General features: G+C 71.2%; 16 protein-coding genes. 3 read left to right on the top strand and 13 right to left on the bottom strand.

What is annotated here, in order from left to right; genetic code table 11:
• Positions 1-293 precede the first annotated feature (293 nt).
• The 5 genes from AC0VYM_RS21420 to AC0VYM_RS21400 form a co-directional block, all read right to left on the bottom strand.
• Positions 294-2,303, bottom strand: a complete 2,010-nt coding sequence (locus tag AC0VYM_RS21420; RefSeq protein ID WP_475454910.1) for a S9 family peptidase — start codon at positions 2,301-2,303, stop codon at positions 294-296.
• Positions 2,304-2,632: 329 nt separating this feature from the next.
• Entirely contained in the window at positions 2,633-3,757 is a 1,125-nt protein-coding gene (locus AC0VYM_RS21415; protein ID WP_475454908.1) for an amino acid ABC transporter permease, read from the bottom strand.
• Complete coding sequence (locus AC0VYM_RS21410) at positions 3,754-4,428, bottom strand: amino acid ABC transporter permease (protein ID WP_475454906.1); 675 nt, start codon at positions 4,426-4,428, stop codon at positions 3,754-3,756. Before AC0VYM_RS21410 ends, AC0VYM_RS21415 begins: the two co-directional genes overlap by 4 nt.
• Positions 4,429-4,507: 79 nt before the next feature.
• Entirely contained in the window at positions 4,508-5,353 is an 846-nt protein-coding gene (locus tag AC0VYM_RS21405; protein ID WP_475454904.1) for a glutamate ABC transporter substrate-binding protein, read from the bottom strand.
• Between the two features lie 67 nt (positions 5,354-5,420).
• Positions 5,421-6,164, bottom strand: a complete 744-nt coding sequence (locus AC0VYM_RS21400; RefSeq protein WP_475454902.1) for an amino acid ABC transporter ATP-binding protein — start codon at positions 6,162-6,164, stop codon at positions 5,421-5,423.
• A 563-nt stretch (positions 6,165-6,727) separates the two neighbouring features.
• Between AC0VYM_RS21400 and miaB the strand changes: the two genes are divergently transcribed.
• Positions 6,728-8,194: a tRNA (N6-isopentenyl adenosine(37)-C2)-methylthiotransferase MiaB gene (miaB, locus tag AC0VYM_RS21395; protein WP_475463155.1), complete on the top strand. Its 1,467-nt coding sequence runs from the start codon at positions 6,728-6,730 to the stop codon at positions 8,192-8,194.
• Positions 8,195-8,257: 63 nt separating this feature from the next.
• Here miaB and AC0VYM_RS21390 read toward each other — a convergent pair whose 3' ends face one another.
• Together AC0VYM_RS21390 and AC0VYM_RS21385 are read right to left on the bottom strand one after the other, a co-directional pair.
• Positions 8,258-9,556 (bottom strand): cytochrome P450 family protein, encoded by a 1,299-nt coding sequence (locus tag AC0VYM_RS21390; RefSeq protein WP_475454900.1) that lies wholly within the window; start codon positions 9,554-9,556, stop codon positions 8,258-8,260.
• 16 nt (positions 9,557-9,572) lie between these two features.
• Positions 9,573-10,328 (bottom strand): TetR/AcrR family transcriptional regulator, encoded by a 756-nt coding sequence (locus AC0VYM_RS21385; RefSeq protein WP_475454898.1) that lies wholly within the window; start codon positions 10,326-10,328, stop codon positions 9,573-9,575.
• 242 nt (positions 10,329-10,570) lie between these two features.
• Between AC0VYM_RS21385 and AC0VYM_RS21380 the strand changes: the two genes are divergently transcribed.
• Positions 10,571-11,251: a class III extradiol dioxygenase subunit B-like domain-containing protein gene (locus tag AC0VYM_RS21380; RefSeq protein ID WP_475454897.1), complete on the top strand. Its 681-nt coding sequence runs from the start codon at positions 10,571-10,573 to the stop codon at positions 11,249-11,251.
• A 13-nt stretch (positions 11,252-11,264) separates the two neighbouring features.
• On the opposite strand, the gene miaA is transcribed toward AC0VYM_RS21380, so the two are convergent.
• The gene (gene miaA, locus AC0VYM_RS21375; protein WP_475454895.1) at positions 11,265-12,257 is read right to left on the bottom strand and encodes a tRNA (adenosine(37)-N6)-dimethylallyltransferase MiaA; all 993 of its coding nucleotides are present in this window, start codon (positions 12,255-12,257) and stop codon (positions 11,265-11,267) included.
• 119 nt (positions 12,258-12,376) lie between these two features.
• Here miaA and dapF point away from each other — a divergent pair, with 119 nt between their 5' ends.
• Entirely contained in the window at positions 12,377-13,192 is an 816-nt protein-coding gene (gene dapF, locus AC0VYM_RS21370; RefSeq protein ID WP_475454893.1) for a diaminopimelate epimerase, read from the top strand.
• A gap of 14 nt (positions 13,193-13,206) precedes the next feature.
• Here the strand turns inward: dapF and AC0VYM_RS21365 are convergent, their stop codons facing one another.
• The 5 genes from AC0VYM_RS21365 to aceB form a co-directional block, all read right to left on the bottom strand.
• A complete protein-coding gene (locus tag AC0VYM_RS21365; RefSeq protein ID WP_475454891.1) occupies positions 13,207-13,338 on the bottom strand; it encodes a hypothetical protein in 132 nt (43 codons plus the stop codon).
• A 61-nt stretch (positions 13,339-13,399) separates the two neighbouring features.
• Positions 13,400-14,749: a (Fe-S)-binding protein gene (locus tag AC0VYM_RS21360; protein WP_475454889.1), complete on the bottom strand. Its 1,350-nt coding sequence runs from the start codon at positions 14,747-14,749 to the stop codon at positions 13,400-13,402.
• 43 nt (positions 14,750-14,792) lie between these two features.
• Positions 14,793-16,019, bottom strand: coding sequence for an FAD-binding oxidoreductase (locus tag AC0VYM_RS21355; RefSeq protein ID WP_475454887.1), 1,227 nt, complete (start codon positions 16,017-16,019; stop codon positions 14,793-14,795).
• A 44-nt stretch (positions 16,020-16,063) separates the two neighbouring features.
• The gene (locus tag AC0VYM_RS21350; RefSeq protein ID WP_475454885.1) at positions 16,064-17,548 is read right to left on the bottom strand and encodes an FAD-linked oxidase C-terminal domain-containing protein; all 1,485 of its coding nucleotides are present in this window, start codon (positions 17,546-17,548) and stop codon (positions 16,064-16,066) included.
• Positions 17,549-17,767: 219 nt separating this feature from the next.
• Positions 17,768-19,372 carry a malate synthase A gene (gene aceB / locus AC0VYM_RS21345; protein ID WP_475454883.1) on the bottom strand — a complete coding sequence of 535 codons (1,605 nt, stop codon included), beginning with the start codon at positions 19,370-19,372 and terminating at the stop codon, positions 17,768-17,770.
• Positions 19,373-19,638: the final 266 nt, after the last annotated feature.

Raw genomic sequence — 19,638 nt, 5'->3', positions numbered from 1 at the left:
GCACTCGGCCCTGGAAGGCGGGGCGAGTTCGATTCCGGTGCAGCGCGTCGAGCAGGACTCCAGCGCCGGGTCCGCCTCGGTGAGACGCCCGAACTCGGCCCTGGAGGGCGGAGCTGGGGAAGTCCCTGTTCCCGCTCATCGAACAGGGCCCGGTCGGCGCACAGGCGCTCTCCCCACAGGCGTCGGCTGCGGCGACTCCGTGCACCCCTTCGGCGGAGGGGTGACCTTTCCGGCGCCCTCTCCGTGCGGGCCCGAACTCCGACAGGGTGACGACCCGGCTCCGCGCGCGAGGGTCAGGTCGGTTCCGTGCCTTCCCGGACCACGGGCTCGCCGGTCACGGCGGTCACACCAGCCTCCGGGGTCACCTCCGGAAGCTGCTCCACCACCGGGAGGTCGTCCTCCGGTTCCTCGCGCGGCGCGGGGGGATCGGTGGTGAGTTCCAGCGGGGCCACGTCCGGCGTGAAACCGAACACCCCCGCGTAGAAGGCCAGCTCCGCCTCCAGGGTGCGGACACGCGCGGCCTCGGACCGGAAGCCGTGCGCCTCGCCCTCGAACTCCAGTAGCGCGTGCGGCACCTGGCGCCTGCTGAGCCCCGTGGCCATGCGGGTCGCCTGGTCGGGGGTGACCACCCTGTCCTCCAGTCCCTGGAAGAGCAGCACCGGGGCCTTGATCTCACCGATCCGGTTGATCGGTGACCGCTCCCGGTAGGTCTCCACGAAGCCCGGCAGGGTCCCGACCAGCGTGTCCGTGAAGCGTGACTCGAAGTCGTGGGTGGACTTGACCAGCCCCAGCAGGTCCGTGACGCCGAAGTACGACACCCCACAGGCGAAGGTGTCACCGGTCAGGGCGAGCAGCGCGGTGAGCCCGCCCGCGCTCGGCCCCCGGATCGCCAGGCGCTCGGGGTCGGCCAGCCCCTGCTCCACCAGGGCGCGGGCGGCGGCGGTGCAGTCCTCGACGTCCACCGCGCCCCACTCCTTGTGCAGGCGCTTGCGGTAGGAGCGCCCGTAGCCCGTGGAACCGCCGTAGTCCACGTCCACGACGCCGATCCCACGGCTGGTGAAGTAGGCCTTGACCAGGTCCAGCGAGCGCGAGGCCTGCCCGACCGGGCCGCCGTGCGCCCACACCACGTAGGGGGCCGGGCCGTCCGAGGAGACCCTGGGATTGGTGGGCGGGTACACGTTGGCGTGCACCGTCGCCCCGTAGCGGCCGGGCAGCGTCTCCTTGCGGGGGACGGGCAGGTACGCGGGGTCCACCGCCGTGTCGGTGCCCACGAGGACCTCCACGGTGCGGCGGTCCGGGTCCAGCCGCACCAGGCACCCGGCGGTGTCCGCCGAGGCGGCGATGGCCACCACGCTGGTCCCGTCGGAGTCCAGGTGCGACCACGCGGTCAGGTCGGTGCTGACCGGCTCCAGCTCCAGGGTGTCGGGGTCGTACACGCTCGGCCGCATCGCGGTGTCGCCGTGCAGGGTCACGATCCGTCCGTCGTCCAGCAGGCGGAAGCAGCGTTCGCCAAGGCGCCACGGCGGGGAGTGGAACTCCTCCTCCGCCGGGTACAGGGCGATGGCCTGGCCCTTCAGACCCGCCTGGTAGAGGTTCCAGAAGCCCGGCCAGTCCGAGGCCACGTACAGCGTGGAGTCGTCCGCCCAGACGGGGGCGAGCACGGACTCGTCCACCCCGCCCTTGAGCGTGTACTCCCCGAGCAGCCCGTTCTCGGTGATCTCGCCCACCCGCAGCTCGGTCCCGTCCCAGGGCATCCTCGGGTGGTTCCACCGCACGTAGGCCAGGTGGGTGCCGTCCGGGGAGAGCGTGGGGGAGGCGTAGAAGTGCGCGCCGGAGACCAGCTCGCGGATCGCGGACGGGTCGTGACCGCCCCGCCCCGAGAGCGGGACCGCCACGATGGAACGGCGCACGCCGCCGTCGACGTGCTGTTCCCGCACGCACAGCAGCTGCTTGCCGTCGGAGCCCAGCGCCGGGTCGGCGTAGCGCAGGGCCCCGGGCGACCCGGGCTCGGGGGTCAGCGGGACCGGATCCTTGGCCCCGCGTTCGAGCAGGTAGAGGCGCTGGTCCTCGGAGTTGGCGAAGACCACGCCCACCCGGGCGATGGCCTTGTCGTCGCGGCGGGGGACCGGCAGGTGGGAGCGGCCGCCGTACTCGTGCACCCTCGTGCCCACGCTCCACGGGGCGGGGAGCAGGTCGCGCACGGTGCCGTCCGCGTCCCGGCGCACGAGCGTGGTGCGCCCCTCCTCGTCCGGTCGGTACTCCTCCCACCAGACCTCCTCGCCCAGGACGGACGGGTACGCCATCTGGCGCACTCCTCGGGCGACGTCACCGGCACTGATGGGTGATGGCCAGGAGCCGTGGGGGCTCGACAGTTCAGACATGTCCCGCTCAGGATGGGTCGTGGGTGTGATCAGATGACATGTCGACCTTAGTGCTCCGTGGGCTTCGTGTGCAGTCCCGGTGGGGCCGCCTGTGGGCAGACGGGGTCGGCCGGAGGTCGGTGACGGCGGTGTGGACCCCCGGTGACGCCGCCGAACGGAGCCGGACACCGGTGCCACCCACGACGAAGGCCCCGTGGAACGCACTCGGGGTGCGTCCACGGGGCCTTCGCGGGTGTGGCCGGGGAGCTCGGTTACGAGCTCGAACCCCCGTCGCCGCCGGAGTCGGAGTCCCCGCTGGAACCGGAGTCCCCGTCAGGGTCGGAACCTCCGTCGTCCGAGGCGGGTTCGTTCCGCTCGGGACCCTCGTCGGTCTCGGTGGCGACCGAACCGGACGCCGCCGCCGCGCCACCGGACACCGGCGCGCCGCCGGGGGCGCCGGTCACGGCGGTGGGCGCGCCGCCCGCCGCCGTCGCCTTGGCGGAGGGCCTGCCCCGTCGGGCGTTGCGGCGCTCCAGCCAGATCGCGAACCGGCTGAGCGACAGGTTGATGATGATGTAGATGATCGCGCAGATGATCGCCGCGGGGATCACGTTGCTCTCCCGGGTGGCGACCAGCGTGAAACTGCGCAGGAGCTCCGGGAAGGCGATGATGTAACCCAGCGCGGAGTCCTTGAGCAGGACCACCAGCTGGGCCACGATCGCGGGCATCATCGAGGTGATGGCCTGCGGGATCAGGATGGTCCACATCGTCTGGGTCCGGCTCATACCGATGGACTGCGCTGCCTCGGCCTGACCCTTCGGCACGGCGAGGATGCCCGCGCGGAACACCTCGGCCAGCACCGAACCGTTGTACAGCGTCAGGCCCGTGACCACCGCGACCAGCGCGGTCACCTGGAAGGTGCCGGTCGGGATGTCGAAGAGCTGCCAGGCCACGATGGGCAGCGCCATCGTGAAGAAGATCAGCATCAGCAGCGGGATGCCGCGGAAGAACTCCACGACGGCCCCGGACGGGATGCGGATCCACCACCGCTCGGACAGCCGGCCGATACCGAAGACCAGGCCGAACAGCACCGCCAGCACCGACGCGGTCAGCGCCGCCGTCAGCGTGTTCTGGAGACCGGGGAGGACGTAGCCCGTCCACGTCTCCGGCCGCAGGAACGGTTCCCACTTCTCCGCGGCCCACTGCCCCGACGGGTTGACCGCCCAGGTCTGCGCCGAGAACAGGGGTGACTCGCGCTCGCTCAGGGTCCGGTTGAACCCCAGGTACAGCACGGCCAGCCCGACCAGCCCGAGGGCCACGGTGAAGATCGTGTAGAGGACGTTGCGCGCCTTGGCCTTGGGCCCAGGAGCGTCGAACAGAACGGCCTGCGCGCTCATCGGACCACCGCCACTCGCTTGGCGAGCCAGCCGAAGAAGTAACCCATCGGCAGGGTCAGGATCAGGAACCCGATCGCGAATCCGACGAAGGTCGGCAGGACCGGGGCGATGCCCTGGTCGAACATGAGCTTCATCTCCCGGGACGCCTCCTGGACGCCCAGCCCCGCGACGGAGGCGACGGTGGTGTTCTTGGTCAGCGCGATCAGCACGCTGCCCAGCGGACCGACGACGGTCCGCAGCGCCTGCGGGATGACGATCAGACGCAGGTTCTGGGTGAAGGTCAGGCCCAGGGAACGGGCCGCCTCGACCTGGCCCAGCGGGATGGTGTTGATACCGGCGCGCAGCGATTCGGACACGAAGCACGCGGTGTAGGCGGACAGTCCGATGACCGCCCACCAGAACACGTCCCAGGCCACGGTGTCGGCCAGGCTCAGCCCGAGGGCGCTGTTCAGGCCCAGTCCGCAGAAGAGCAGGACCAGAGTCAGGGGTGAGTTCCGGATGCCCTCGACGTAGGCGGTGGACAGACCGCGCAGCAGCGGGACGGGGGACACCCGCATCGCGGTGAGCAGGATGCCGAGGATGAACGAGAAGACGGCACTGAACAGGGTGAGCCGGACGGTCCATGAGAAACCGTCGACGACCCTGTCGATGTTGCTGAGAAAGGCTTCCATAGGTCCCAGCCGGTCAAGGCTCGGAAGGTGGGGCCGGGCGGTCCCGGCCCCACCTTCCGAACAAGGTCAGATGACGTTTTTAGGCGCAGGCCTCGAGCTCGGGGACGGACTCCTCGTAGGCGAAGTCGGTCGCGCCGAAGGCGTCCTCCAGGTACTCGACGGCCGAGCCGTCCTCCCACATCTTGGTGATGGCCGCGTTGATCTCCTCGCAGCGGTCCGTGGAGCCAGCGGGCAGGCCGACGCCGTACTTCTCCTCACCGAACGGGTTGTTCACCATCCGGAAGTCGTCCGGGTTCTGGGCGGCGAAGCCCGCGAGGATGGTGTTGTCGGTGGTGACGGCGTCGACGGTGCCGTTGCTGAGCAGCTCCAGGCACTCGGAGTAGTTGCCCGCCTCGCGCAGCTCGGCGTCGATCTCCATCTCCTCGGTGATGTTGTGCGCCGAGCGGGAGCCGGAGGCCGAGCACAGGATCTTGCCGCTGAGGTCCTCGGGGCTGTTGATGTCCGAGTTGTCGGCCTGAGTCAGGATGTCCTGCTTGGCGACGTAGTACGGGCCACCGAAGTCGACCACCTGGCGGCGCTCGTCGGTGATCGAGTAGGTCGCGAGGATCATGTCGACCGTGCCCTGCTGGAGGAAGGACTCACGGTTGGCGGAGGCCGCCTCGGTCCACTCGATCTGCTCCGGGGAGTAGCCGAGCTCACCCGCGATGTAGGTGGCGACGTCGACGTCGAAACCGGCGGGGGTGCCGCCCTCGCTCAGGCCCAGGCCCGGCTGGTCGTACTTGACACCGATGGTGATGGTGTCGCCGCCGCCGTCGCCGGAGCCGCCGTCACCCTCACCGCCGACCTCGGCGGTGCCACAGGCGGACAGGGCCAGGGCGAGGACGGCGGCGCCGCCCAGGATGGTGTTGAAACGACGTGCTCGCATGTGGGGTACCTCTTCCTTGAGCGTGCGAAGAACGCGAAGATCTGGGGGAGCCCGGGGCTCGGGGAACCTAGTGGGTCAGGATCTTCGACAGGAAGTCCTGGGCCCGCTCCGACTGGGGGTTGGTGAAGAACTCGTCGGGCGTGTTCTCCTCGACGATCTGGCCGTCGGCCATGAACACGACCCGGTTCGCGGCGCGTCGGGCGAAGCCCATCTCGTGCGTGACCACGACCATGGTCATGCCCTCGCTGGCGAGGTCGGTCATGACGTCGAGGACCTCCTGGACCATCTCGGGGTCCAGGGCGGAGGTCGGCTCGTCGAAGAGGATCACCTTCGGGTTCATCGCCAGGGCGCGGGCGATGGCCACGCGCTGCTGCTGCCCGCCGGAGAGCTGCGCGGGGTACTTGTGCGCCTGGTTGCCGATCCGTACACGGTCGAGGAGCTCCATGCCGCGGGCATCGGCGTCGGCCTTGGACTGGCGGAGCACCTTCATCGGGCCGAGCGTCACGTTCTGGAGCACGGTCTTGTGCGCGAACAGGTTGAACGACTGGAACACCATGCCGACGTCGCTGCGCAGCTTGGCCAGGCCTCGGCCCTCGGCGGGCAGGGGCTGGCCGTCCAGGGAGATGACACCGGAGTCGATCGTCTCGAGCCGGTTCATGGTGCGGCAGAGCGTCGACTTGCCGGACCCGGACGGGCCGATGACGACTACCACCTCGCCGGAGTTAACCGTCAGATCGATGTCGCGGAGCACGTGCAGGTCGCCGAAGTGCTTGTTGACGTTCTCCAGCACGACGAGAGGAGTTGAAGTCATGCATCGGAACCTAATGGGTCCAAGTTGCCGTGTCATCACGAAAACGCTGCTTGACCCAGGAGTAGCTGAGTTGTTACGGCGTGATTGGTAAAACCGTTATCGGTTTCGCTGTGTAAGAAGGCTTTTGTCGCGCGGAGTGTCGGAGTCGCTCTCCAGAGTTTCCGTCGGTCGCTCTCAGTGACGGAGTCGGAACTCCGGGCCTGCTCGCTGTTGGTGTCGTCCCTCCAGGTCACACGGGAGGTTCTGGCCCGGGGGTCGGGGCGGAGATTACTGGTGTGTTACGGAGCGTCCCTTTTCTCGGAAACAGACTTTCCGCCTTAAGGAGCTCTTCAGGAAGAGGGGCGGCGGCCCAGAGCTCGCCCCGGAAACCGTGCCCCCGGTAACCGGTCACCCGACCTGTCCATAACGGTCCCCGGCGGCCGAATCCGCTCCGGTTCCGGTGGCCGTCACCGGTGGGCCGGGCGGCTCCGCCCGGTGCCCCCGGGTCGGGCGCCGCGCGAGCGTCCTGGACGCCGCCGCGAAGCGGATAGCCTGGAACGGTGAGCCAGAGTCGTACCTACCAAGTGCGGACCTACGGCTGCCAGATGAACGTCCACGACTCCGAGCGCCTCTCCGGTCTGCTGGAGGACGCTGGGTACGATCGCGCAGCTGAGGACACCACCGCAGACATCGTCGTCTTCAACACCTGTGCGGTCCGTGAGAACGCGGACAACCGCCTCTACGGCAACCTCGGTCACCTGCGCCCGGTCAAGGACGCCAACCCCGGGATGCAGATCGCCGTGGGCGGCTGCCTCGCCCAGAAGGACCGCGGAGAGATCGTGCGCCGCGCCCCCTGGGTGGACGTGGTGTTCGGGACCCACAACATCGGCTCCCTGCCCACGCTGCTGGAGCGCGCCCGCGTCCAGCGCGAGGCGCAGGTCGAGATCGCGGAGGCGTTGGAGCACTTCCCGTCCACGCTGCCGAGCCGTCGCGAGTCCGCCTACGCGGCCTGGGTCTCGATCTCGGTCGGCTGCAACAACACCTGCACCTTCTGCATCGTGCCCGCGCTGCGCGGCAAGGAGAAGGACCGGCGCCCCGGTGACGTGCTCGCCGAGGTCCGAGCCCTGGTCGACGAGGGCGTCACCGAGGTGACGCTGCTCGGCCAGAACGTCAACGCCTACGGCAGCGAGTTCGGAGACCGGCAGGCCTTCTCCAAGCTGCTGCGCGCCTGCGGCGAGATCGAGGGGTTGGAGCGGGTCCGCTTCACCTCCCCGCACCCGCGCGACTTCACCGACGACGTCATCGAGGCCATGGCCGAGACGCCCAACGTGATGCCGCAGCTGCACATGCCGCTGCAGTCCGGATCCAGCAAGGTCCTCAAGGACATGCGCCGCTCCTACCGCCAGGAGCGTTTCCTCGGCATCGTGGAGAAGGTGCGCGCGGCGATGCCCCGCGCCGCCATCACCACGGACATCATCGTGGGCTTCCCCGGTGAGACCGAGGAGGACTTCGAGCAGACCCTGCACGTGGTCCGCGAGTCCCGGTTCGCGATGGCGTTCACCTTCCAGTACTCCAAGCGCCCCGGCACCCCGGCCGCCACCATGGACGGCCAGATCCCGCCGGAGGTCGTCAAGGAGCGCTACCAGCGGCTCGTCGAGCTCCAGGACCAGATCTCCTGGGAGGAGAACCAGAAGCTGGTCGGCCGCGAGGTCGAACTGATGGTCTCCGAGGGCGAGGGCAAGAAGGACGGCGAGCACCGTCGCCTCTCCGGCCGCGCCCCCGACAACCGCCTCGTGCACTTCGCCGTGGGCGACTCCGAGGAGCCCCGCCCGGGCGACATGGTCACCGTCGAGGTCACCTACGCCGCCCCGCACCACCTGGTCGCCGACTCCGGCATCGGGAACCTGCGCCGCACCCGCGCCGGTGACGCCTGGGACGCCCGCCAGGGCAGGCCGGTCCAGGTCACCAAGCCGGACGTGCTGCTGGGTATGCCGAAGATCGGTGTTCCGGACGAGCAGCCCGCCCCCGCCGGCGGCTGCTGCGACGCCTGATCCGCACGCCACCGAGGCCCCCGGCGCACACGCGCCGGGGGCCTCGTGCCGTTCGTACGCGGCTCACGCCCCCGCGGGCCGGAGCCGGATCGGCAGTTCCCTCAGTCGCAGCATCCCGGGGACGGCGTCGGGCACCGGCGGGCGGCCGGGCACCAGGGACAGCTCCGGGTAGGTGGTGAGCAGGGCGCCGAACGCGACCTCGCCCTCCTGGCGGGCCAGGGCCGCGCCCAGGCAGTAGTGCGCGCCGTGCCCGAAGGCCACGTGCGCCTCGCCGGGCCTGCCCTGGTGCCGGGTGACGTCGAACCGGTGCGGCTCGGGGTGGGTGGCCGGGTCGTGGTTGGCTCCGGCGACCAGCGCCACCGCCCGTTCTCCGGCGGCCACCGTCCCACGGGTGAGCCGGACCTCCTCCGTCGCGTACCGGGCCTTGACCGCGACCGCGGTCCCGCCGACGCGGAGCATCTCGTGAACGGCGGACGGCAGCAGCCCGGGGTCGGAGCCGAGCCGGGCGAGCTGGTCCGGGTGTTCCAGGAGCGCGCGGGTACCGTTGCCCAGCAGGTGCGCGGTGGTCTCGTGGCCCGCGATGACCAGGGTGAAGACCAGCGTCACCAGTTCGCTCTGGGAGAGTCGGCCGCCGCCCTCGTCCCGGGCCCGCACCAGCGCGTCGAGCAGGTCCTCGCGCGGGTGCTCCCGGCGTTCGCTGATCATCGCCTGGATGTGGTCGATCATCGCGCCGAGGGTCTCGTTCATCACCTCGGGCCGGGACGGGTCGAACTGGGTGAGCTGGTGGCTCCAGACGTGCCACTGGGCGCGGTCGGCCACCGGGACCCCCACCAGGTCGCAGATGACCGTGATGGGCAGCGGGTAGGCGAAGTGCTCGATCAGGTCGACCACACCGTCCTCGTCCGCGTGCCCGGGGAGCTCCGCGAGCAGGTCGGCGGCGATCCGTTCGACCCTCGGGCGCATCTCGTTGACGCGGCGCACGGTGAACGTGCGGGAGACGAGTTTGCGCAGGCGGGCGTGGTCGGAGCCGTCCTTGTCCAGCATCGACTCGGTCAGGTAGGTGACGAGGTCGCGGCGCAGGCCCTGGGCGACCAGGGCGTCCGAACGCCGGGTCTTCTCCAACCCCTCGGGCACGTTCTCAGGGTCGACGACGAACCGCCGGTCGCTGAGGATGGTGCGCACGTCGTCGTCGTCGACGAAGGCCCGACCCGGCTGGCCGTCGAGGAAGAGGACCGGCGCGGAACCGCCCGCGGCCCGGATCCGCTCGATCACCTCCAGCGGCCGTGCGGCGAACTCCTCGTCGCGCATGTTGACGGGTTCGGGGTCGCGGGAGTGGTCCGTGACGGGTGCGGCGGTAGGCATGTGCCCCTCCTGGGGTCTACGTGCTGCGTTTGACGCGCTTCTGTTCCTCGATCTCGCCGGTCAGGATCTGGTCGAGTCCGGAGAAGAGGGTGATGGTCCCCGCCTGCACCGCCCTCATGGCGGCCTCGGTCACGTCCTGTTCCAGGAGCAGGCGGATGCTGCGTGCGGCCAGGTCGGCCCGGGCGGTGCGGTCGGGGACGGGGTAGCCCTGCCGGGCGAGCAGGGGCTCGGAGAGCATGTGTCCGATGACCGTGGAGCTGTAGGCGTACAACTGCTGTTCGGTGGGGATCAGCGGGCTCAGGACCCCGTGCGCCTCCAGCAGGTCCCAGTACTCGCTCAGGGCCTTCTGGCGGGCCTCGGAGAGGTCCCTGACCAGCTTGGGGAAGGCACGGGAGAAGGAGTTGAGGTCCTCGTTGCCGTTGTTGTAGAGCGCGTGGATGACGGGGGAGTCGAACTGGAGGAGGTAGATGTGGCGCGCGATCTCGCTGGGTCGGGCGGCCTCCGGGTCCTCGCGCATACGGTCCAGCAGGCGGCCGACGATGTCGTGCTGGGCGCGCATCACGACGGTGAGGAAGAGCCGTTCCTTGGTGGGGAAGTGCAGGTAGACGGTCCCCTTGCCGACCCCCGCCCGGCGGGCGACGTCGTCGATGGTGGTCTTGCGGTGACCCCAGGACACCATCAGCTCCTCCGTGGCGTCGAGGATGCGGTCGGCCCGTAGCTCGCGTCCGGAGGCGGGTCGGTCCTGGGTGTTGTGGTCGGCGGACGGGGACACGTACGGCTCCTTCGGTGCGGGGGCCGCCGGTGAGGGCACTCACCAGCCTTGACGCGAAGACCATATCCAGACCTCCGTTCCCGGTCCGCATCCTTCTGACTCTGTGACTGGATTTCAAATCCGGTCACACAGTCAAAGCTAGGCCAGATCGCGTCGCGGGACAAGCCCCCGGGAGGGAAACCGGTGGCGCGCGCCGGAGGGGACGGGAAACCGGAGCGGACGGGAACGATAGCCTCGCCCTTGTGTTGATCGCCGCCGCCGTGTGCCCGCATCCGCCCGTGCTGTTCCCCGAGGTCGCCCGGGGGGCGGCGCCGGACCTCGACGCCCTGCGCGCGGCCTGCGACCGCGCCGTCGCCGGGCTGGTCCGCGCCGGGGCCGACCGCCTGCTCGTGGTGGGTCGGGGCCCGCGCGAGCACCTGTTCGGGCCCGAGGCGGGGGGAGACCTCGCCAGCTTCGGAGTCGCCCTGCGGGTGGGACCGGAACCCGCCGTCCTGGACCTGGCCGCCACGACCGGGCGCTGGTTGGCCGAACGCGGCGGCCTGACATCGGACGGCTACCTGGAGGTATCCTCCGGGACCACGCCGGAGCGCGCGGCGGAGCTCGGCGCGGAACTCGCCGGTTCGGCGGACCGGGTCGCGCTGCTGGTCATGGGGGACGGAAGCGCCCGCAGGACCGAGCACTCACCGGGGTACGTGGACGAACGGGCCGTCCCCCACGACGACGCCGTCGCCGAGGCCCTGGGCAAGGCGGACACCGCCCACCTGGCCGGGCTCGACCCCGAGCTGGCCCTCGAACTCATGGTGGCCGGACGCCCCGCCTGGCAGGTCCTGGCCGGGGCGGCCCCGGAGGGCGCCCTCAGCGGGGACCTCCTCGCCTACGAGGCGCCCTACGGCGTGGGGTACTTCGTGGCCGCCTGGGCGTGAGCCCGGACGGCGCTCAGCGCTGGGAGTTCGGCAGCAGCGTGGCGATGTCCACCAGGGCCTCGCCCGGCTCCTCGGTGCGCCCCGACAGCGCCGACTCCACCTGGGTCATCGCCCGCTCCAGCAGGTTCGGGGCGTCGTAGGGGAGCCAGTGCACCCGGGGGTCACGGCGGAACCACGACTCCTGGCGGCGGGCGAACCGGCGCGTGGCCTGGGCGGTCTGCTCCTTGGCCTCGGTCTCGGTGATCTCCCCGTCCAGCTGGGCGATCGCCTGCGCGTAGCCGAGCGCCTTGGACGCGGTGCGCCCCTCGCGCAGACCCTGCTTGTCGAGGCGGCGGACCTCCTCCAGCAGGCCCTGGTCCCACATGCGCTCGACCCGCAGGTCGATGCGCTCGTCGAGTTCGGGGCGCGGGGCGGTCAGCCCGAGCTGCACACACGGGTAGAAGGAGGTGTGGTCGGGCAGGTTCGCGGTGAACGGGCGCCCGGTCAGCTCGATGACCTCCAGCGCACGCACGATCCGCCGTCCGTTGCCGGGCAGGATGGTGCGGGCGGCCTCGGGGTCGGCCTCGGCCAGGCGGGCGTGCATCAGTCCGGGGCCGACGTCGGCCAGCTCGTTCTCCAGCCGGGCCCGCACGCGGGGATTGGTGCCCGGGAACTCCATGTGGTCCAGGACGGCGCGCACGTACAGCCCGGAACCGCCCACCAGGACGGGGATGACGTCGCGGTCGGCGCAGTCGTCCACCCGCTCGCGGGCGAGCGTCTGGTAGGTGGCGACATCGGCGGGTTCGTGCACGTCCCAGATGTCCAGCAGATGGTGCGGCACGCCCCGGCGCTCGTCCACGGGGAGCTTGGCGGTACCGATGTCCATGCCCCGGTAGAGCTGCATGGAGTCGGCGTTGATCACCTCGCCCCGACGCCCGGTGCGTTCCTCCAACCACTCCGCCAGATCGACGGCCAGGTCCGACTTGCCCACAGCGGTCGGGCCCACGACCGCGATCACCTTGATCATCCCCCCAGCGTAGCCACGTCCGGCCCGCTCCGGGGCCAGAGCGGGTGAGAGAACGGTGGGAGTTCGGTGGGACGGCGCTCCGTTCGATGACCTGGGTGCGCGCGTCTAGGATGGCCAGCATGCGATTCGCCAAGGGCCACGGAACCGAGAACGACTTCGTGATCCTCCCCGACCCGGACGGGGAGCTCCAGCTCACGGAGGAGACCGTACGTTCGCTGTGCGACCGACGGGCCGGAATCGGGGGTGACGGCGTCCTCCGGGTGGTGCGCACGAGCGCGCTGGGCGAGGCGCTCGCCCCGGCCGCCCGCACCGCCGAGCGGACCGAGTGGTTCATGGACTACCGCAACTCCGACGGCAGCGTCGCGGAGATGTGCGGCAACGGTGTGCGGGTCTTCGCCCACTACCTGCGGCACGCGGGACTCGTCACGGACGACCGGTTCGAGGTCGGCAGCCGCGACGGTGCCAAGGGCGTCGTGATCGAGTCCGACGGTGCCGTCACCGTGGACATGGGCCGGGTGGAGCGGCTGGGCACCTCCTCGGCCAAGCTCGCCCGACAGGTCGTGCACGGCGCCCGCATCTCCGTGGGCAACCCGCACCTGGCCTGCGAGGTCGACGCCCCGGTGGCCGGGATCGACCTGACCGAGCTTCCGGTGCTCGACACCGAGGCCTTCCCCGAGGGGGCCAACGTCGAGGTGTACTCCCAGGCGGGCCCCGGCGTGCTGGAGATGCGCGTGTACGAGCGCGGTTCCGGCGAGACCCGCTCGTGCGGCACCGGCATCGTGGCGGCGGCGGCCGCCGCCACCCCCGAGGGCGAGGACGCCACGTGGCGGGTCCGCGTTCCCGGCGGTGAGTGCACGGTCCACGTGGACGCCTCGGGCGCCCGCCTGACCGGCCCCGCCGTGATCGTCGCCGAGGGCGAGACCATCCTGCTCTGACGGGACCCGGCGGTTCAGCGCGGGGAGGAGAGCGCGTTCCGCGCCGCGACGTCGAAGGCGTCGTCGCAGGCGTCGCGGACGGTGTCGTCGTGCGTGGCGCCCTCGGGGCTGACGTGCGGGAATCCCCCGTCTCGTCTCCGGGACATCGGAGGAAAGGGACAGGCGGCGATCGGTGCTCTCCCCGCCGCCGCCCGGTCCCCGCACGGTTCACCCGCCTCCGTGTGCCCCCGTGAACCGGCCCGCGTCCAGGCCGCGCAGGGACGCGTCCAGGATCTGGGCGGTGTGGGTCACCGCCACCGACGAACCCGCGCGCTCCATGGCGGAGGCGATCTGGAGGGAGCAGCCGGGGTTGCCCGACACCAGCACCCGGGCCCCGGTGGAGGCCACGTCCGCGCCCTTGCGGTCGCCCAGCTCGCTCGCGGCCTCCGGCTTGAACAGGTTGTACACGCCCGCCGAACCGCAGCAGACCTCCTTGTTGGGCAGGTCCACCACCTCCAGCCCGGGGATCTGCCGAAGCAGCTCACGCGGCTGGCCCGTGACGCCCTGACCGTGGGACAGGTGACAGGCGTCGTGGTAGGCCACGCGGAGCGGGATCGGGTGGCGTTCGGCGCGCGGGCCCAGGGCCACCAGGTACTCGGTCAGGTCCACCACCTTCGACGAGACCGCCCGCGCCCGCCCCACCCACGCCGGTCCCGCCCCCGCCTCGTCCAGGGTCCGGTCGAAGTGCTTCATGCTGGACCCGCACCCGGCGGAGTTCACCACGATCCGCTCCACCTGGCGGGCCTCGAAGACCTCGATCAGGCCCTTCGCGAACTCCGCCGCCTCGCTGAGTCGCCCCGAGTGCCCCGACAGCGCCCCGCAGCACCCCTGGGCACGCGGGATCACCACCTCACAGCCCTCCAGGGCCAGCACCCGGGCCGTGGCCGTGTTGACCTCGGGGAAGAACGCGCCCTGCACGCAGCCCACGAGCATGCCCACCCGGGCGCGCCGCTCACCGACCGCCGGGACGAGTTCGGGCAGCGGGGGAGGGGGAGCCGACAGGGGCGGGGCGATCCGCTCCATGGTGGCCAGGGTCGGTGAGATCCGGTCCAGGAACCCGGACCTGCGGACCAACGCGGAGACCCCGCTCGCCTGGTAGGCGCGCAAGGGCCCGCGCAGCGCCCTGAGCCGCCCGCGGTGGGGGAAGAGCGAGAACACGGCCCCGCGCAGCGCCCGCTCGCCCGGGGTGCGCCGGTGCTCCTCCTCCACCCGGTACCGGGTGTGCTCGATGAGGGCGTCGTAGGCCACCCCGGAGGGGCACGAGGACACGCACGCCAGACAGCCCAGGCAGTTGTCGAAGTGCCCGACCGCCGTTCCGGTGAGCACGTCCTCCTCGTGCATCTGGCCCATGAGGTGGATGCGCCCGCGCGGGGAGTCCATCTCCTGGCCCCACAGGACGTTGGTGGGGCAGGTGGGCAGACAGAACCCGCAGTGCACGCAGTCGTTCAGCAGGTCACCGAAGAGCCGTTCTCGCTCGCCGGGACCACCACTGGCCGGATCGGTCGGTAGGTCGGTCACGCGGGCTCCCTGGGATCGAGGCGAACGGGTGGGGTCGGGTGGCTCAGATCCCCCCGGCGAACCGGCCGGGGGAGAGGCGGTGCCCGGGGTCGAGGGAGTCCTTCACCGCGCGCATCAGGCCCAGGCCCGGGACCTCGCCCCACGGGCTGATCCCGGCGGCGCGCACGTCCGGTTCGGAGCGCAGCAGGACCAGCGGGTGCTCGGTGGCCGAGCGCACGCCGTCGACCACCAGCCCGATCCTCTCCGGGTCGGTACCCGGGGGGAAGGAGACGACCAGGGACCCGGTGGACGCCGACCCGTGCGTGTGGGCGCCCGCGTCGACCGCGCCGGACACCTCCGACACCCACGCGGCGGCCGCGACGCTCTCCGCCGGCGGGGTCGTGACCAGGGCGAGGGTGCCCTCGGCGGGAAGCAGGCCCCAGCCGTCGGGCAGCTCCTCGGAGACGGTGGGCGGGCCGTCGGCACCGTACTCGGCCAGGGCCCGCACCGTCCGCTCCGCACGTGCCTCCAGCCCGGCCGGGGTGCCCTCCAACACCACGTCCAACCGCCCCGGCCCCTCGGCGGGCCAGTCCAGCTCCACGGCTGAGGGCACCACGGAGGTCGACCTCAGCGCGGCCAGGGCCTCCTCGGCCCGCGACCGGGAGGACACGCGCGCGCTCACGACCCGGAGGGACTCCGGGAGGGGGTGCAGGCGGAAGGCGACCGACGCGATCACGCCGAGCGTGCCGTACCCGCCGGTGTGCAGCTTGGCGAGGTCGTACCCGGCCACGTTCTTGACCACCCGGCCGCCGCTGCTGGCCACCACCCCGTCCGCGCGCACCACCGTCATCCCGATCACGAGGTCGCGCAGGGCACCGGAGAGCAGACGGCGCGGCCCGCTCACCCCCGTGGCCACCGCCCCGCCCACCGTGCCGCCGAGCCGGACCGGGTCGTAGGACAGCCGCTGTCCGGCGGAGGCGAGCGCGGCGTACAGCTCGGCCACCGGGGTGCCCGCGCCGACCTCCACCACCAGGTCACCGGCGATGTGGTCGATCCAGGAGAGCGCGGAGACGTCCACCACCAGGTCCAGGGAGCGGGGCGGCCCACCCCAGTCCAGGGCGGTGCCGCCACCACGCACGGTCACCGAGAGCGCGCTCCGGTGCGCCGCCGCCATCACCCCCGCGAGGGCGTCGGTGTCGGACGGCGCCGCCACGTACCGGGGCACGACCCCGCACACGGCGTCCTCAACGGTCGCCTCCCGCAGGTCACAGCCATCGACATCCAGGTTCACCCTCGGCCTCCCGGCCCTCGTCGTCTCCGCCGCGGCCCGGCGGCTCAGAACTGCTCGGCCTCTCCGGACTCCACCAGCGGGTGCACCCCGGTGCGCACCCCCGGCCTCTCACCGCACAGGCGCGGCGTGGGCAACAGCTTCTCCGGGTTGGCGATCCCGTCCGGGTCGAAGGCCCGCCGGAACAGGTCGAAGGTCTCCAGCGAGGCGTCGTCGAACATGCGGGGCATCTTGCACGCCTTGTCCACGCCCACCCCGTGCTCCCCGGTGATGGAGCCGCCGTGCTCGATGCACAGGTCCAGGATCGCGCCCGACACCCGCTCGGCGCGTTCGCCCGCGCCGGGCTCGGAGTCGTCGAACAGCACGAGCGGGTGCAGGTTGCCGTCGCCGGCGTGGAACACGTTGGCCACCCGGATCCCGGACTCCTCCGACAGCGCGGCGATCCGGCCCAGGACCTCGCCCAGGGCGGTGCGCGGCACCACCCCGTCCTGGACGATGTAGGCCGGGCTGATCCGGCCCACGGCGGCGAAGGCCGACTTGCGTCCCTTCCAGATGAGGGCGCGCTCCTCGGCACCGCTGGCCGCCCGGGTCTCGAAGGAACCGGCGTCCGCGCACAGGGCGGTGACCCGCTCCAGCTGGGCGTCGACCTCCTCGGCGGGGCCGTCCAGCTCCACCACCAGCACGGCGGCCGCGCCCTCGGGGTAGTCGCAGGCCACGGCGCGTTCGGCGGCCTCGATGGCCAGGGCGTCCATCATCTCGATGGCGGACGGCAGCACCCCGGCGGAGATGATCGCGCTCACCGCCTCGCCGCCCGCGTCCAGCGAGGTGAACGCCGACAGCAGGGTGACGGTCTTCTCGGGGGAGCGGGTCAGGGACACGGTGACGCGGGTGGCCACGCCCAGGGTGCCCTCCGAGCCGACGAACGCCCCGATGAGGTCGTAGCCGTGCGCGCCCGGTGCCTTGCCGCCGAGCTCGACGATCTCGCCCGCCGGGGTGACGATCTGGAGTCCGCGCACGTGGTTGACGGTGAACCCGTACTTGAGGCAGTGGGCGCCGCCGGAGTTCTCCGCGACGTTGCCGCCCACCGAGCACACCTGCTGGCTGGAGGGGTCGGGCGCGTAGTAGTAGCCGTGGGGGCTCGCGGCCCGGGTGATGTCGAGGTTGGCCACGCCCGGCTCGACCACCGCGCACTCGTTCTCGACGTCGATCTCGACGATGCGGCGCATCCGCGAGGTGACGAGGAGGACGCCCTCGGTGTGGGGGAGCGCGCCCGCCGACAGGCCGGTGCCCGCCCCGCGCGGGACGTAGGGGACGCGGTGCTCGGCGCAGAGGCGGATCACGGCGGCGACCTGCTCGGCGGTGGTCGGCATGACCACGACTCCGGGGGTGGCGCGGTGGTAGGTGAGGCCGTCGCTCTCGTAGACGCGCCGTTGGGAGGGGTCGGTGAGGACCCCGTCGTCACCGCAGATCTCGCGCAGCCGGGGGACCAGGGCGGTCAGCACCGTGGGCGTGTCGGGTGCGGACGTGGTCATGGGCGCCTCCCGGTTCCGTACGGAGAACACGGCTGGGGGTGGCGCTCTCCGACTGCGGCTCGCAAGGGGACCGTACGACCGTGCCCCCTGCGGAAGCAAGGGGCACGGTGGAAACGGCATTTCGTTGTGTGAAACCGGTGCTGGGCAGGTCCGTGAGGCGAACTCCGCGGACCGGCCCGATCCGTCCAGGTTGGCCGCGCTGGACGGGGGTCCGGTCCGCTACGGCATGCGCTCGTAGGCGGGCAGGGTCAGGAAGTCGACGTAGTCGTCGTCCAGCGCGACCTCGGTGAAGAGCTCGCTGGCCTGCTTGTACAGGTCCTCGTTGAAGCCGGTGCCGAGCGCCTCGCGGATGGCGGCCAGCTCCTCACCGATGATCTGCCTGACCAGCTCGGCGGTGACCTTCTCGCCGCCGTCCAGGGTGACGTCGTTGTGCAGCCACTGCCAGATCTGGGACCGGGAGATCTCGGCGGTGGCGGCGTCCTCCATGAGGTTGTGGATCGCCACCGCGCCGTTGCCGCCCATCCACGCCGCCAGGTACTGGAGGGCGACGTTGACGTTGCCGCGCAGCCCGGCGAGCGTCACGCCGCCCGGGGTCTGGTCCACGGCGAGCAGGTCGGCGGCGGACACCTCGACCTCGGGGCGCTGCTTGTCGATCTGGTTGGGACGGTCGCCCAGGACGCCGTCGAAGATCTCGCGGGCGATCGGGACCAGGTCGGGGTGGGCGACCCAGGAGCCGTCGAAGCCGTCGCCGGACTCACGGGACTTGTCGTCGCGGACCTTCGCGAACGCGTTCCGGTTGACCTCCTCGTCCCTGCGGGACGGGATGAAGGCGGCCATGCCGCCGATCGCGTGGGCGCCGCGCTTGTGGCAGGTACTGACCAGCAGCTCGGTGTAGGCGCGCATCATCGGGGCGGTCATGGTGACGGCGTTGCGCTCGGGCAGCAGGAACTTGCGGCCACGGGTGCGGTGGGTCTTGATGATGCTGAAGAGGTAGTCCCAGCGGCCCGCGTTGAGACCGGCGGAGTGCTCGCGCAGCTCGTAGAGGATCTCCTCCATCTCGAACGCGGCCGGGATGGTCTCGATCAGGCAGGTGGCGCGGATGGTGCCGCGGGGGATCTCCAGGCGCTCCTGGGCCAGCACGAAGATGTCGTTCCAGAGGCGGGCCTCCAGGTGGCTCTGCATCTTCGGCAGGTAGAAGTAGGGACCCTTGCCCTTGGCGATCTGGCGCCTGGCGCTGTGGAAGAAGTACAGCGCGAAGTCGACGATGCCGCCGCTGGCGCGCTGGCCGTCGACGAGGATGTGCTTCTCGTCCAGGTGCCAGCCGCGCGGGCGGACCACGATCGTGGCCAGCTCGGAGTCGTCCTTGAGGGCGTAGGTCTTGCCCTGCGGGGAGGTGAAGTCGATCTCGCGGTCCAGGGAGTCACGCAGGTTGAGCTGCCCCTGGATCATGTTCTCCCACAGCGGGGTGTTGGCGTCCTCGAAGTCGGCCAGCCACACCTTCGCGCCGGAGTTGAGCGCGTTGATGGTCATCTTGCGGTCCGTGGGCCCGGTGATCTCGACGCGGCGGTCGGTGATGCCGGGGGCGGGCGGAGCGACCTTCCAGCTGTCGTCCTCGCGGATGTGCCTGGTCTCGGGGAGGAAGTCGAGGTCCTCTCCGGCGGCGATCCGCTCCTCGCGGGTCCGGCGCGCGGCCAGCAGCTCCTGGCGGCGCGACTCGAAGGTGCGGTGCAGCTCGGCGACGAGGGCGAGGGCGTCCTCGGTGAGGATCTCGTCGAACCGATCGTTGAGGGGGCCGGTGATCTCGACCCCGTGCGTGGCGCCCATGGAAAACCTTCCGCAATACGAAACAAGCTTCTGGGATGTGGAAATGAAGCTACTATCTTGATGTCGAGCGGTCAACGTCACTCACGCGCTTGATCAGTGGAGTTCTTCCTGAAGGCGGAAGGATCTCGAAAGTTCCGACGAAAGATCCGCGCTTCTTGAGTATCCGATCTACTCCAAGAGTCTCACGCGCCCGCGCGGAGGAATGGCCTGTGTCACGTTCCCTGCGATAATTCGGATGCCCTGCCCGGGCGGAAGTGCGAGCATCG

It is taken from the genome of Nocardiopsis sp. iso_237 (genome assembly GCF_056173345.1).
Note: the sequence above shows the minus strand (reverse complement) of the source record. Positions and strands in the feature narration are given on the sequence as shown.

Bases quoted from the DNA above. Each gene is read 5' to 3' on its own strand.
- AC0VYM_RS21420 (WP_475454910.1), bottom strand. From the start codon at position 2,303: ATGGCGTACCCGTCCGTCCTGGGCGAGGAGGTCTGGTGGGAGGAGTAC.
- AC0VYM_RS21415 (WP_475454908.1), bottom strand. From the start codon at position 3,757: ATGAGCGCGCAGGCCGTTCTGTTCGACGCTCCTGGGCCCAAGGCCAAG.
- AC0VYM_RS21410 (WP_475454906.1), bottom strand. From the start codon at position 4,428: ATGGAAGCCTTTCTCAGCAACATCGACAGGGTCGTCGACGGTTTCTCA.
- AC0VYM_RS21405 (WP_475454904.1), bottom strand. From the start codon at position 5,353: ATGCGAGCACGTCGTTTCAACACCATCCTGGGCGGCGCCGCCGTCCTC.
- AC0VYM_RS21400 (WP_475454902.1), bottom strand. From the start codon at position 6,164: ATGACTTCAACTCCTCTCGTCGTGCTGGAGAACGTCAACAAGCACTTC.
- AC0VYM_RS21390 (WP_475454900.1), bottom strand. From the start codon at position 9,556: ATGCCTACCGCCGCACCCGTCACGGACCACTCCCGCGACCCCGAACCC.
- miaA (WP_475454895.1), bottom strand. From the start codon at position 12,257: ATGATCAAGGTGATCGCGGTCGTGGGCCCGACCGCTGTGGGCAAGTCG.
- dapF (WP_475454893.1), top strand. From the start codon at position 12,377: ATGCGATTCGCCAAGGGCCACGGAACCGAGAACGACTTCGTGATCCTC.
- AC0VYM_RS21365 (WP_475454891.1), bottom strand. From the start codon at position 13,338: ATGTCCCGGAGACGAGACGGGGGATTCCCGCACGTCAGCCCCGAGGGC.
- AC0VYM_RS21350 (WP_475454885.1), bottom strand. From the start codon at position 17,548: ATGACCACGTCCGCACCCGACACGCCCACGGTGCTGACCGCCCTGGTC.
- aceB (WP_475454883.1), bottom strand. From the start codon at position 19,372: ATGGGCGCCACGCACGGGGTCGAGATCACCGGCCCCCTCAACGATCGG.